Source organism: Polynucleobacter arcticus (assembly GCF_013307205.1).
GTDB classification, from domain to species: Bacteria; Pseudomonadota; Gammaproteobacteria; order Burkholderiales; family Burkholderiaceae; genus Polynucleobacter; species Polynucleobacter arcticus.
Genome location: NZ_CP028940.1, coordinates 2,034,863 through 2,048,396 on the forward strand (window position 1 = coordinate 2,034,863; position 13,534 = coordinate 2,048,396).

The 13,534-nt window shown below is 46.2% G+C and carries 15 protein-coding genes; 9 read left to right on the forward strand and 6 right to left on the reverse strand.

Features of this window, described 5'->3' with window-relative positions; translation table 11 throughout:
• Positions 1-28: 28 nt before the first annotated feature.
• The 3 genes from gatB to gatC are packed head-to-tail and all read right to left on the reverse strand — an operon-like array spanning position 29 to position 3,305.
• Positions 29-1,498: an Asp-tRNA(Asn)/Glu-tRNA(Gln) amidotransferase subunit GatB gene (gatB, locus tag DN92_RS10290; protein ID WP_173961332.1), complete on the reverse strand. Its 1,470-nt coding sequence runs from the start codon at positions 1,496-1,498 to the stop codon at positions 29-31.
• Positions 1,498-3,015: an Asp-tRNA(Asn)/Glu-tRNA(Gln) amidotransferase subunit GatA gene (gatA, locus tag DN92_RS10295; protein WP_173961150.1), complete on the reverse strand. Its 1,518-nt coding sequence runs from the start codon at positions 3,013-3,015 to the stop codon at positions 1,498-1,500. The genes gatB and gatA overlap by 1 nt, the downstream gene beginning before the upstream one ends.
• A complete protein-coding gene (gatC, locus tag DN92_RS10300; protein ID WP_173961151.1) occupies positions 3,012-3,305 on the reverse strand; it encodes an Asp-tRNA(Asn)/Glu-tRNA(Gln) amidotransferase subunit GatC in 294 nt (97 codons plus the stop codon). The genes gatA and gatC overlap by 4 nt, the downstream gene beginning before the upstream one ends.
• A 62-nt stretch (positions 3,306-3,367) precedes the next feature.
• On the opposite strand from gatC, the gene DN92_RS10305 reads away from it, so the two are divergent.
• The 5 genes from DN92_RS10305 (at position 3,368) to rodA (ending at position 8,935) form a co-directional block, all read left to right on the forward strand.
• A complete protein-coding gene (locus DN92_RS10305; protein WP_173961152.1) occupies positions 3,368-4,411 on the forward strand; it encodes a rod shape-determining protein in 1,044 nt (347 codons plus the stop codon).
• Positions 4,412-4,489: 78 nt separating this feature from the next.
• On the forward strand, positions 4,490-5,365 hold the full coding sequence (gene mreC, locus DN92_RS10310; protein WP_254598393.1) for a rod shape-determining protein MreC: 876 nt from the start codon (positions 4,490-4,492) through the stop codon (positions 5,363-5,365).
• Complete coding sequence (gene mreD, locus DN92_RS10315) at positions 5,362-5,886, forward strand: rod shape-determining protein MreD (RefSeq protein WP_173961154.1); 525 nt, start codon at positions 5,362-5,364, stop codon at positions 5,884-5,886. The genes mreC and mreD overlap by 4 nt, the downstream gene beginning before the upstream one ends.
• A gap of 8 nt (positions 5,887-5,894) precedes the next feature.
• Positions 5,895-7,802: a penicillin-binding protein 2 gene (gene mrdA, locus DN92_RS10320; protein ID WP_173961155.1), complete on the forward strand. Its 1,908-nt coding sequence runs from the start codon at positions 5,895-5,897 to the stop codon at positions 7,800-7,802.
• Positions 7,784-8,935, forward strand: coding sequence for a rod shape-determining protein RodA (gene rodA / locus DN92_RS10325; RefSeq protein WP_173961156.1), 1,152 nt, complete (start codon positions 7,784-7,786; stop codon positions 8,933-8,935). Before mrdA ends, rodA begins: the two co-directional genes overlap by 19 nt.
• A gap of 93 nt (positions 8,936-9,028) precedes the next feature.
• Here the strand turns inward: rodA and DN92_RS10330 are convergent, their stop codons facing one another.
• Positions 9,029-9,313 carry an HU family DNA-binding protein gene (locus tag DN92_RS10330; RefSeq protein ID WP_088526584.1) on the reverse strand — a complete coding sequence of 95 codons (285 nt, stop codon included), beginning with the start codon at positions 9,311-9,313 and terminating at the stop codon, positions 9,029-9,031.
• A gap of 112 nt (positions 9,314-9,425) precedes the next feature.
• On the reverse strand, positions 9,426-9,791 hold the full coding sequence (locus tag DN92_RS10335) for a DUF8785 domain-containing protein (RefSeq protein ID WP_173961157.1): 366 nt from the start codon (positions 9,789-9,791) through the stop codon (positions 9,426-9,428).
• 163 nt (positions 9,792-9,954) lie between these two features.
• Here DN92_RS10335 and DN92_RS10340 point away from each other — a divergent pair, with 163 nt between their 5' ends.
• A complete protein-coding gene (locus DN92_RS10340; RefSeq protein WP_173961158.1) occupies positions 9,955-10,857 on the forward strand; it encodes an aspartyl/asparaginyl beta-hydroxylase domain-containing protein in 903 nt (300 codons plus the stop codon).
• A gap of 3 nt (positions 10,858-10,860) precedes the next feature.
• Here DN92_RS10340 and DN92_RS10345 read toward each other — a convergent pair whose 3' ends face one another.
• Entirely contained in the window at positions 10,861-11,154 is a 294-nt protein-coding gene (locus DN92_RS10345; protein ID WP_173961333.1) for a DUF167 domain-containing protein, read from the reverse strand.
• Positions 11,155-11,179: 25 nt separating this feature from the next.
• Between DN92_RS10345 and can the strand changes: the two genes are divergently transcribed.
• From can to DN92_RS10360, 3 genes are read left to right on the forward strand one after another with little or no spacing between them, the layout of a single operon-like run.
• The gene (gene can, locus DN92_RS10350) at positions 11,180-11,845 is read left to right on the forward strand and encodes a carbonate dehydratase (RefSeq protein ID WP_173961159.1); all 666 of its coding nucleotides are present in this window, start codon (positions 11,180-11,182) and stop codon (positions 11,843-11,845) included.
• 8 nt (positions 11,846-11,853) lie between these two features.
• Positions 11,854-12,741, forward strand: coding sequence for an LpxL/LpxP family acyltransferase (locus DN92_RS10355; RefSeq protein WP_173961160.1), 888 nt, complete (start codon positions 11,854-11,856; stop codon positions 12,739-12,741).
• Between the two features lie 38 nt (positions 12,742-12,779).
• A complete protein-coding gene (locus DN92_RS10360) occupies positions 12,780-13,532 on the forward strand; it encodes a metallophosphoesterase family protein (protein WP_173961161.1) in 753 nt (250 codons plus the stop codon).
• Positions 13,533-13,534 lie beyond the last annotated feature (2 nt).

The following is a 13,534-nucleotide window of genomic DNA, read 5'->3' on the forward strand; positions in this document are numbered from 1 at the left end:
TTTCTCACTTATTTTCTTGTTTACTTGCTTAGCTCAGCTTTTTACGGAGCAACTCATTGACTTGACCTGGATTAGCCTTGCCTTGTGAGGCTTTCATAATCTGGCCCACCAAGGCGTTAAATGCTTTTTCTTTGCCAGATCGGAACTCTTCAACAGATTTCTCATTAGCGGCTAGAACCTGATCAATCATGGCCCCTAGCTCACCACTATCGCTGATTTGTTTCAAGCCTTTGGCATCAATTACCTGATCTACAGTACTAATAGCTTTGCCTGCGATAGCCTCATCCCAGAGAATCGCAAAGATATCTTTGGCAATCTTGTTAGAGATCGTGCCGTCTGCCACGCGAGTAAGTAGTGGTGCCAAGTGTTCTGCCTTGAGCGGGGCATCGGCTGTAGCCATACCAGCACGATTGAGTGATGATGCAAACTCTCCCGCAATCAGGTTGGCCGCCGCTTTTGCTAAAGACTTGCCAACAATAGCTAATAGCGCTTCAAAGAATGTTGCTGTATCTCGATCCTGTGTCAGCAATTGCGTATCGTAGGCGCTTAAACCAAATTCACTTTGCCACTGTTCGCGAAGCTGTGATGGAAGTGCCGGCATGTTGCTGCGCACTGCGGCAATCCAAGCATCATCAATCACCACCGGCAATAAATCTGGATCAGGAAAATAACGATAGTCATTGGCATCTTCTTTACTGCGCATGCTACGCGTTTCTTGACGGTCAGGATCATACAAACGGGTTTCCTGAACGACTGAGCCACCATCTTCAATTAATTCAATTTGTCGACGCACTTCATATTGAATCGCTTCTTCCAAGAAGCGGAAGGAGTTTAAGTTCTTAATTTCACAACGGGTGCCGAATTCTTTTTGCCCCAGGGGCCGAACAGAAACGTTGGCATCACAACGAAAAGATCCCTCTTGCATATTGCCATCGCACACCCCAAGCCAGACGACGAGAGTATGTAAAGCCTTTGCGTAAGCCACTGCCTCAGCAGCGCTACGCATTACTGGTTCAGTAACAATCTCTAGCAATGGTGTGCCAGCACGATTTAAATCGATGCCACTAGATGCTTCGCCATGCGGACCCAAGAAGCCCTCCTCATGAACAGACTTACCCGCATCCTCTTCCATATGGGCACGTGTCAGCTCAACGATCTTCACTTGATCGCCGACCAAGATTTCCAAGTGGCCTCCAACGACTACAGGGAGCTCCATCTGACTAATCTGATATCCCTTTGGCAGGTCAGGATAGAAGTAGTTCTTGCGCGCGAAAATACTCGCTGGCGCTATCTTGGCATTTACTGCTAGGCCAAAACGAATCGCATGCTCTACTGCCTCACGATTGAGCACGGGCAACACACCAGGCAAAGCCAAGTCTACCGCGCAAGCCTGTGTATTCGGAGCAGCTCCAAAGCGTGTGCTGGCACCGCTAAAAATTTTGGATTGTGTTTGTAGCTGCGCGTGGGTCTCTAGACCAATAACGACTTCCCATTGCATCATGCCACCTCGCTTGCTTGACGCAAATGCCAGTCACTATTTTGCTGATACTGGTGCGCTACTTGCAACAAGCGCGCCTCAGAAAAATAATTACCAATCAACTGCATACCAATAGGCAACTTACTAGAATTAAATCCGCAAGGCACACTCATCGCTGGCAATCCTGCTAAGTTGGTGGAGAGTGTATAAATATCCTCTAAATACATCTGTACAGGATCTTTGGATTTTTCTCCCAAGCGCCATGCAACATCAGGTGCAACTGGCCCTAAGATCACATCGCATTTTTCAAAGGCCGCTTGAAAGTCGGCCGCAATAATGCGACGAATTTTTTGCGCCTGCAAATAATAGGCATCGTAGTAACCATGACAGAGGACGTATGTGCCAATCAAAATACGGCGCTTGACTTCTGCACCAAAACCTTCAGTACGTGACTTCTTGTACATATCTGATAGGTCACGATATTCACTGGCGCGATGTCCGTAACGCACACCATCAAAGCGACTCAAATTACTTGAAGCTTCGGCAGGCGCCAACACGTAATACACCGGTATCGACAGTTTTGTTTTTGGAAGGCTCACCTCAACAAGCTCTGCACCAAGATCTTGTAGCGCTTTGGCAGCAGCATTCACTGCATTAGCTACTTCTTGCGCAAGACCTTCCGCAAAGAATTCTGCTGGTAGTCCAACGCGTAATCCTGCTAGCGGTTTCGCTAAGTTAGCATTGCCTTCTGCCCAGGGCTGGGTCAGATAACGACCATAGTCTTCCCCTGAATCGGCCAAAGAGGTTGAATCTTTAGGATCATGGGAAGACATCGCTGTGAGGAGTAAAGCGCAATCTTCGGCGGTTTTACCCATGGGGCCAGCCTGGTCCAAAGAAGAGGCATAAGCAATCATCCCATAACGGGATACACGCCCATAAGTGGGCTTAATTCCAGTTAATCCACAAAAGGCGGCTGGTTGGCGTATGGAGCCGCCAGTATCAGAACCTGTTGCAATTGGTGCCAATCCTGCAGCAACGGCTGCTGCAGACCCCCCTGATGATCCGCCGGCTACGTATTCTGAATTCCAGGGATTGAGAACCGGTCCATAGGCAGAATTTTCATTTGAGGAACCCATGGCAAACTCATCCATATTGGTTTTTCCCAGACAAACCATGCCGGCCCCATTGGGGTTCTTTTCGCTAGGAATTCCCAAATTAGCGACCACAGTGGCATCAAACGGACTGAGGTAGCCCTCAAGCATTTTGGAGGCTGCCGTGGACTTCCAGCCACGCGTTACAAAGACATCTTTGTGCGCTACCGGGATACCCGTTAACTTCCCACCTTTACCAGATGCTATTAGCTTGTCTGCATCAGAAGCTTGATCTAAACTTAAGTGAGCACTTACATCAAGATATGCATTGAAGCGCTTTCCAGCCTCAATACGATCTAAAAAGTAGCGAGTCAACTCGGTACTGGAGACCTCTTTGGCAGCCAAAGCTTTTGCCATTAAGGCGATAGAAGTTTGATGCCAGCTCATTCAATCACCCTCGGAACCAAGAAATAACCCTCCTGCTCAGCAGGGGCAGATTGCATGTTTTGAGCGCGCTCATCAGACTCGGTAACAGTATCTGTGCGCAGAGGTTGGGCTAAATCACGCAAGAAGAGAATAGGGTGGGCCAAAGGGGCGAGGCCGCTGGTATCGACAGCCTGCATCTCCTCAACTAAGGCAAAAACAGCCTGCAGTTGGGGCAAAACTGCCTCGGCTTCTGCCTGACTTAAGTCAAGGCTGGAAAGGTGCGCAATGCGCTGGACATCATCAAGTTTCATGGGGCGCTAGAGTATCATTCCTATATATATTTTTTAACACTTACTTATTTTCCCACTACATCATGTTTGGTTTTTTCCGCAGCTACTTTTCTAATGACCTGGCCATCGACCTAGGCACCGCTAACACCCTAATTTACATGCGTGAACGGGGTATTGTGCTTGATGAACCGTCCGTTGTGGCAATTCGCACCGAGGGTGGCCCAAATGGCAAAAAAACCATTTTGGCGGTTGGAAAAGAAGCAAAAGCGATGTTAGGACGCGTTCCAGGCAATATTGAGGCGATTCGCCCTATGAAAGACGGTGTTATTGCCGATTTCACTATTACCGAACAAATGCTCAAGCAGTTTATTAAGCTTGTGCACGAAAGTAAGTTACTAAAGCCTAGCCCTCGAATCATTATTTGCGTTCCATGCGGCTCTACTCAGGTTGAGCGTCGTGCGATTCGCGAATCTGCATTGGGCGCAGGCGCATCACAAGTGTTTTTGATTGAAGAGCCTATGGCTGCAGCGATCGGCGCTGGTTTGCCAGTCTCCGAAGCGGCTGGTTCGATGGTCGTTGACATTGGTGGTGGCACAACTGAAGTTGGCGTGATGTCATTGGGTGGCATGGTTTACAAAGGCTCCGTTCGTGTTGGTGGTGATAAGTTTGATGAAGCCATCACCAATTACATCCGTCGTAACTACGGTATGTTGATCGGCGAACAAACTGCTGAGTTGATTAAGAAAACTATTGGCTCTGCCTTCCCAGGTACAGAAGTTCGCGAGATGGAAGTAAAAGGCCGAAATCTTTCAGAAGGTATCCCGCGCAGCTTTACTGTAACCAGCAATGAAGTGTTGGAAGCTTTGACAGATCCTTTGAATCAAATTGTGACTGCAGTGAAAGCAGCTCTAGAGCAAATTCCTCCAGAACTCGCATCCGATATCGCTGAGCGCGGCATGATGCTGACCGGTGGTGGCGCGTTGTTGCGTGACCTCGATCGCTTGCTGCTGGAAGAAACTGGCCTCCCGATTCATGTTGCAGAAGATCCCCTCACTTGCGTTGCTCGTGGTTGCGGTATTGCCTTAGAGCGCATGGACAAGCTGGGTGGCGTATTCTCACAAGAGTAATTGACTTAAGCGTCGATTAGGGAATTGCAACATAGCGCCCCTCCTCTTTTTAGACAAGGCGTTCCAGCTTTAGTCAAATTGATTGTCTGTCTATCGATCAGCATCGCATTGATGTTGATCGATTTTCGCTTTAAAGCGCTCGATCCCATTCGCAACAACGTCAACTGGCTGTTGCGACCACTAGAGTATGTGATGATGATGCCGCGCAATGCGTATGAAGCTTCATCGGAATATTTCACAACACGTGGAACGCTCGATAAAGAAAATCAAGAAATGAAAGTGCGGCAAGCAGAGCTCTCTTTGCTGGCCAATCAATCCGAATTTCTCCAGGTAGAAAATCAAAATTTGCGCCAATTAATGGACTTGCAAAAACAAACTCCCTTCAAAACCCTACCAGTAGAGATTTTGTTTAATCCACCTAATCCGATTTCTCAGCGCATCGTAGTCAACCGCGGAAGTCATGATGGCCTCAGTCTTGGCACCCCGATCGCCAATGACTCTGGCATCTTAGGTCAAGTGGTACGCATCTATGAGCGCTCCGCAGAAGTTTCTTTGTTAGAAGATCGTGACTTTGCTGTGCCTGTACAGGTAGCCCGCAACGGATTAAGAGCAGCAGTATTTGGTGCGGGGCGCGGCAACCCTCTCGAGCTTCGCTATCTTCCGGTTGCCAGCGATCTAGAAGTCGGCGATGTACTGATCACCTCAGGCATTGATGGCGTTTACCCACCCGGCTTTGCTGTTGCGGTGATTAGTAGCATTGAACGCAGTGCCGACAAAAACTCATCGAATGTATTTTGCGTGCCGGTAGCACCAGTGAACCGTTATCGCCAGGCCTTAGCATTACTATATGACCCGCAGTGGGATGCAAAGGCATCCTCTGCAACTAGTAAACCTGGTGAGCCACTGACAAATACACCTGGCCGTCGCCAAACTCGCGCACGGGGCATGCAATGATTGATTTTCAAAGCGGCTATATCCTGCGTCCCGCCAATCCGATCTTTGTTTACTTCAGCTTGTTTTGTGCGCTTCTATTAAATCTTTTGCCTATTGGTAACTACGGCTGGGTGCCAGACTGGTTGATTATCTGTATCGTATTTTGGAATATCCACCAGCATCGTTATGTGGGCGTGATCATCGCCTTTATTCTTGGCTTGCTGATGGATGTTCACAACTCGGACCTATTGGGTCTTCATGCTTTTAGCTACTCATTGATTGCTTATCTTGCAATCTCTTGGCATCGACGCATTATTGCCTTGTCGGTTCTCACTCAAGCTTTGCACCTATTACCTATCTTCTTATTAGTGTCGCTATTTCCAGTGATTGCACACTGGTTATTGAGTGGTGAGATTTATTGGTGGGCATTGACTGGTGCCATTCAAGCGCTGATCGAGGCATTATTGTGGCCTTTAGCAACGCGCATCCTGCTGTCACCTCAACGTCGTCCAATTGACGTTGATCATAATCGCCCCATTTAGAGAGCGTCATGGTTTCCTTTAAAAAACCAGATCTCGATTCGTTTCAAGAGCGCATTCATATTGCGACTTGGTTTGTCACCCTCTGTTTCTTATTACTAGTGACTCGCTTAGTGTGGTTGCAGCTAGTAAGCCATAGCAAATACGCACTGCTCGCTGAAAATAATCGTATTGCTGTAGTGCCTGCACCAGCGAACCGCGGCCTTCTAATAGACCGTAATGGCATTGTGATTGGTAGAAACTATTCTGCCCTGACCTTGGATGTGAATGCCGCAGAGATTAAAGGTAATGTGGATGAGCTCATTGATGATCTTTCGAAAATCGTGCTGATTTCTCCAAGAGATCGCCGAAATTTCAAGCGATCGCTCGAAGATTCTCGAAAAATGGGGACATTTCCCCTGAGATCCATGCTCACTGAGGCTGAAACAGCCCGATTTATGGCCAATCGCTATCGCTTCCCTGGGGTTGAGATTCGCGCCCGGAGCTTTCGTGAGTACCCCTATAACGAGCTAGCCTCTCATTTAATCGGCTATATCGGACGTGTTTCTCAGCGTGATAAAGAGCGTATGCAGGCTGAAATTGAGACCTCTAAAACAGATGACCCCGATGCATTGCAGGCCTCTTTTTTGCCAGGCATCCAGTACGTTGGCAAGATTGGTTTAGAGCAAAGTTATGAAAATGTTCTTCGCGGTGTACCCGGGTATGACCAAGTAGAGATTACTGCTGGTGGCAAACCAGTACGAACACTCTCAAGCTCACCTTCTATACCCGGAAAAAATGTAGTGCTGTCAGTAGACATCAAGCTGCAGTATTTAGTCGAGCAACTCTACGGAAACTATCGTGGCGCATTTGTAGCGATTGAGCCTGCGACTGGCGATATCCTCGCCTTTGTCTCTAAGCCGAACTTCAACCCGAATGACTTTGTTGAAGGCATTGATTCAGTAACCTGGAAAGAGTTAAACGACTCCCCACAAAAGCCACTATATAACCGCCCGCTTAAAGGCATCTATCCACCAGGATCAACTTACAAACCCTTTATGGCGTTGGCTGCTTTAGAAAAAAAAATGCGCACGCCATCGCAATCGATTTCAGATCCTGGGTATTTTGAATTTGGAAATCATACTTTTCGGGATGACAAAAAAGGCGGGCATGGCATTGTCGACATGCAAAAATCAATTGTTGAGTCTTGCGACACTTACTACTACTTGCTCGCGCGAGACATGGGTGTGAATATGATGCATGACTTTATGAAACCCTTTGGGTTCGGCCAAGTTACTGGGATTGATTTAAAAGGTGAATCAAAGGGTATATTGCCATCGACTGAATGGAAGAAAAATACCTTCAAGAAACCTGAACAGCAAAAATGGTATGAAGGCGAAACCATTTCTCTGGGAATTGGTCAGGGGTATAACGCATTTACTATTTTGCAACTAGCCCACGGTATGGCAAATTTAGCAAACAATGGGATTGTGATGAAGCCGCACTTAGTGAAAGCGATTGAAGATCCATTTACTAGAAACCGCACCCTCACGACTCCAAAAGAAAGTTATCGCATCGATCTTGCTCCAGAAAATATTGAGATTATTAAAAAAGCATTACTTGAGGTGAATATCTCTGGAACATCTGCATCCGTATTTAAGGGTGCTGGATATCAAGCAGGTGGCAAAACAGGAACAGCCCAAGTCTTTAGCTTAAATTCAAAAGAGTACAACCATGGAGCCACTGCAGAATTTTTAAGAGACCATGCTTTGTATGTTGCAATTGCTCCGATAGATAAGCCAACTATTGTGCTTGCTTTAGTTGTAGAGAATGCGGGATTTGGAGCGCAGCATGCCGCACCGATTGCACGTAAAGCGCTAGATTTTTATCTTGAAGGTAAGTGGCCAAAGGAGATTCCTGAATGGAAAAGAGCGCCATAAATAAAGCCAAGAAAATATTTCTCAGTATTTTTAGTGGACTGGATCGCCAGCTAGGCCTTATTCTGCTTGGCTTAGCGGCCGTTGGATTTATTACCTTTTTGTCTGCCAGTCAAAATACACCCGTTCGCTTTGAAGATGAACTGCGCAACCTAGCGCTGTCTTTTATTGTGATGTGGATAGTCTCTCGTATTCCACCAAAGTGGTTAGAGACAGCGGCTGTCTGGATTTATGGATTTGGCATTGCACTCCTCATTGCCGTAGCCATATTTGGGTTAATTAAAAAAGGTGCGAGACGATGGCTCAATATTGGATTTGTCATTCAACCTTCGGAACTCATGAAGATTGCCATGCCACTGATGTTGGCTTGGTATTTTCAAAAACGTGAGGGGATACTCAAGTCTTGGGACTATGGAGTAGCTGCGATCATTCTTGGCATACCGGTATTACTAATCGCACGCCAACCCGATTTAGGTACTGCACTGCTAGTTTTTGCTGCGGGCATGTATGTGATTATTCTTGCGGGCCTACCTTGGAAGTGGATTTTGCCGTTTATTGGTCTTGGCGCTTTTGGCATCATTCTCATTATTATTTTTGGCAATACTATTTGTGCACAGGATGTTGTCTGGCCACTGGTTCACAACTATCAAAAGCATCGGGTTTGCACTTTGCTCGATCCCAGTAGTGACCCCCTTGGAAAAGGATTTCATACTATTCAGTCGATGATTGCCATCGGCTCTGGTGGTTTTTTTGGCAAAGGTTGGTTTCAAGGCACACAATCACATCTAGAATTTATTCCAGAAAAACATACTGACTTTATATTTGCCGTGTTTTCAGAAGAATTTGGATTGCTAGGCAATTTGGTGCTGCTGGCACTGTTCTTTGCACTCATTAAAAGAGGTTTGGCTATCTCGGCAAGCGCACCCAATCTCTTTACTCGTTTACTCGGGGCATCAGTGACGCTGATTTTCTTTACTTACGCCTTTGTCAATATTGGCATGGTGAGTGGCTTATTGCCTGTTGTAGGCGTTCCACTTCCTTTTATTAGCTATGGTGGTACTGCGCTAGTTACCTTGGGTTTTGGGGCGGGTATTTTGATGAGCATCCATCGCCATCGACGGCTCGTACAGAGCTAGAAAATCGCAATTAAAAAGCTGAATACATCTTTTCGCTTTCTCCAGAAACAAAAAAGCCCGGCATGCCGGGCTTTTTCATCAACAAAACAAGAATTACTTCTTACGCTTGTTTACTGAATCTTTGAATGCCTTACCAGCAGAAAACTTGACAGTTTTAGCAGCGGCAATTTTGAGTGGCTCGCCAGTTTTTGGGTTACGGCCCATACGTGCAGCGCGCTTACCAGAAGCGAAAGTACCAAAACCGATCAGCTGAACTGAGTCGCCTTTAGTAACAGCTTTAATAATTTGCTCAATAGCAGAATTCAATGCAAATTCAGCTTTGGCTTTTGAGATCTCAGCATCGCCAGCAATAGCTGCGATTAGTTCTGCTTTGTTCAAGTGAAGCTCCTTATATTTATTGATGTCAGCGCACATTACGCTTACATGATTTTAACCACAAAAAATTACAAAAATAAAGCTGCGTCACAGCAATTTATTTAATTATTAATTTTTATTCTTCTAAAACCACCACGTCAGATACAAAATAGTCGGTATCTCCGAAACAGCTAGTAGGCAATCCAATGTGCTGATCATATTTAAGGGCAACTTTTTTGCCTAAATTGGCGTTGATTTTTTGGGCCACAGCATCATCCCGCACCGTAAAAAAGAACTTTTCAGACATGGTTCCAGGCATCGAAACCATTGCCAACTCTCCCTCCCAGGTCTTGCAAATGTATCCACGATTGGAAAACTTCTGGACATAACCCGCCCGCTCACCACTGCCGTAGCTCCAAGTGAACATAATCCAGGTGTAAGCTGCTAAGCCGACTGAGCCAATCAACAAAAGGCTTAAGAGCCATTTTACGAATCCATTCATGTGTTTTTCCTTAATAAATCATCCCTGCAGGCCTAATTAGGTACATTCCCTGAGGTCGCTTTTGACCTCAGCTTACATTTGAGCATAATCATTACAGAAATAGGGCTGAAATAGCGCCCCATGCAAACTAAAATACTAGCGTTAATGCTCATCGGTAAATTCCATGGAACTACGTCACGTCATCTTTCTGATCTTTGTTGTCTCGGCTATTTATGCCTACTTTAGAGGGAAGGTGCGATTTGGCTTAGTGCGCTCGCTAACTGACTATCAAGTACTTTTAGCGCCGATTAATGCTTTGCTTTACTTATTTTCCAAAACTAAGGCCGGGGCATTTATTCCAGTTGCAGACTTTCCTGCATTGAAACCACTTCAAGATCATTGGCAAATCATCCGGGATGAGGCGCTTGCCTTAAATGCAGATGGCGCTATCGCGGCCGCTACGGGATACAACGATATTGGATTTAACTCGTTTTTTCGTACAGGCTGGAAGCGCTTCCACCTCTGCTGGTATGGTAAAGAGATGCCATCCGCACAACTCCATTGCCCAAAAACTGTTGCACTTCTCAAATCAATACCCTCGATCAAAGCGGCCATGTTTGCCTCACTGCCACCAGGAGCAACGCTGGTAAGGCACAGAGACCCTTATGCCGGCTCTCTGCGATATCACATTGGCCTGGTTACCCCAAATGATCCCAAATGCTTTATTGACGTAGATGGCGAGCGCTATTACTGGAAGGATGGCGAGCCTGTGATGTTTGATGAAACCTACATTCACTATGCTGCGAATGAAACAGATCACCAACGTATCGTCCTATTTTGCGATGTAGAGCGCCCAGTTCATACTAAATTGGTGCAATTATTGAATCGCTGGTTTGGGCGCTATGTCATGAGCGCCACCTCCTCTCAGAACGTTGAGGGAGAGAAGGTGGGATTTGTAAACATTCTCTTTAAGTATTTCTACTACTTAAGAGCCCAGGCTAAAAAACTCAAAGCAAAACAGCGCAGCGTCTATTACATCGGCAAATGGGTTTTGATCTTAGGAATTTTGTGGGCCCTATTTTGGTAGGCCCTAAGGGCTAAGCGCTTCAATAATTTGCTCTGGGGTGATTGAGCCCCAGATTTCAACTAACTTAATGTGGCTATTTTGCCCTTGTAGCAACTGAATTTGTTTTTGCGGCACCCTTAATTGCTTGGAAAGCCAAGCCAAAAGCATCTCATTCGCCTTATTTTCTAAGGCGGGGGCCTGCAGAGATATCTTGAGGCAGCCATCATGCAGGCCAACCACCTTAGTCAGCTTTGCACCAGGCTGGCAATGTAAATGAAGGGCAATGCCTGTGGGGGTTTGTTTTAACCAAATGGGCATCATCAAAGTAATTTAAACTCAAATCATGATTATGAAGAACTCCAATGCCTTAGACCAGTTATTTGCCAATAATCGTGAATGGGCTGAAGCTAAAATCGCCCAAGACGCCGACTTTTTCAAGCGGCTGGTCTCTCAACAAGCACCAGAATATCTCTGGATTGGCTGTTCAGATAGTCGGGTTCCAGCCAATGATATTGTGAACTTACTTCCGGGCGAACTTTTCGTACATCGCAATGTTGCTAACGTAGTAGTGCATACCGACCTGAATTGCTTATCAGTAATTCAATTTGCAATTGATCTACTCAAGGTAAAGCATATTTTAGTAGTGGGTCACTACGGCTGCTCTGGTGTGCATGCAGCCCTCACTGATAAACGTGTGGGGCTTGCGGATAATTGGCTACGACATGTGAAAGACGTTCATCAAAAACATGAGCGCTATCTTGGCGAGCTGATTCCCACTCCAAAACGCCAAGACCGATTGTGTGAACTCAATGTCATTGAACAAGTTGTCAACGTTTGCGAGACTACCATCGTGCAAGATGCTTGGGCTAGGGGCCAGGATCTGACTGTTCATGGTTGGGCCTACCGCCTGGATACTGGACTGGTTAATGATTTGGGTATGTCGATTAGCTCCTTAGAGGAAATGAATCTACGTTACGTCAAATCGCTATCCCGCTACAACGATGAATAAATTGAGCTTTGTTTAAAAACTTTTCGAACTATTCTGGGGTTGCTCTTCTCAGGCTTTTAGTATCACTCCCCTATAAAACCTTAGTCTCATTAGGGTATGGCCTAGGCTACATAGCAGCACTTATCCCTAGTGATCGCAATCGTGTGGTCCAGAAAAATCTAGAGCTCTGCTTCCCAGAATTCAATGCGCAAGAAATAAATCGGCTCCGAAAACAACATTGGCGCTTATTAGGTCGCAGCCTTGTGGAGAAAAGCATTATTTGGCTTGGTAACAAAAAGCAGCTCAGCAACATGATCGAGGTTCATTCTGAGGTTGACCTCAGCGATAGAAAACCTCGGATCTTAGTAAACATGCACTTCGTTGGCATTGAAGGCAGCATTATTTTGAGTGCCCTAGCAGAAGATAAAGGTTGGCCTCGCACCTCTGGTTTTTTTCAAAGAATGAAAAGCCCTTTCTTCAATAAAAAAATTGTTGAATGGCGCAACCGCTTTGGTGGAAACTCGATTGATCGGCAAGGAAACTCCATAGCGCTCATTCGAGAAATTCGCAAGGGTAGCTTCATCATCATTGCACCTGATATTGACTTGGGTCTTAAAGACTCGACATTCGTTCCATTCTTTAACATCCCAACCAATACGATCACAACCGTATCGCGACTGGCGAAAATAACTGGTGCACAGGTCTGCATGATGATTACAACGCTCAAAGAAAATGAGGCTGGCTATATCTGCTCTATTAGTAAGCCACTAGACCACTTTCCCACCGAGAATGTAGATGCCGACACTGCAAGACTGAATCAAATTTTTGAACAAGAAATCAGACTGAGGCCCGCTGAATACTATTGGGTGCATAAGCGCTTTAAAAATAGGCCGCTTAACGAAGCAAGCCCCTATTAGCTCTTCTTCTGTAAGCACTTTTGTCCTATCATTAAAAAATGACTGAACGCATTGGACTGTTTGCCGACCTACACAGCAATTTAGAAGCTTTTGAAGCTTGCATGGCGCAAGCTCATGAGCTAGGGGTGACCCGTATGGTTTTTTTGGGGGACATTGTTGGCTATAACGCCGACCCTGGTGCCGTAATTGATCGTATCGGCGAGCTGGTTGCCGACAAGAAAGCGATTGCTGTGCTTGGCAATCATGATCAAGCCGTTTTTGAAGATCACCGCAAGCAAATGAATGCGAGTGCAAACGCAGCAATCGAGTGGACTAAAAGTCAGCTGAGCTCTACGCAAGTTCAGTTTCTAAAAGATCTGCCGCTGATGATTCAGGAAGAAAAAATATGCTTTGTTCATGCATCAGCCCATAACCCTGCAGACTGGAATTACATCACTGATAGCATGAGTGCATGGCGTTGCGTACAGAGCGCAGGCAAGACTTATACTTTTGTTGGCCACGCTCATGAACAAGCCCTTTTTTATCAAAGCGCCGTTGGCAAGCTGATTCGCTTTGCCCCGCATCCTGGTGAGGCAGTCCCTGTAATGCAACATCGCCAATGGGTTGGAGTGGTAGGCTCACTAGGTCAGCCGAGAGATGGAAATCCAGAAGCTTGCTTCGCCGTATTTGAGCCAGAACTAGAAGCACTTACCTTTCATCGAACTCCTTACGATCAATTCGCCGCAGCAGATAAGGTCCGTCGCGCGGGTTTGCCGGAGGATCTAGCAAACCGCCTCATCACGGGCAAATAATG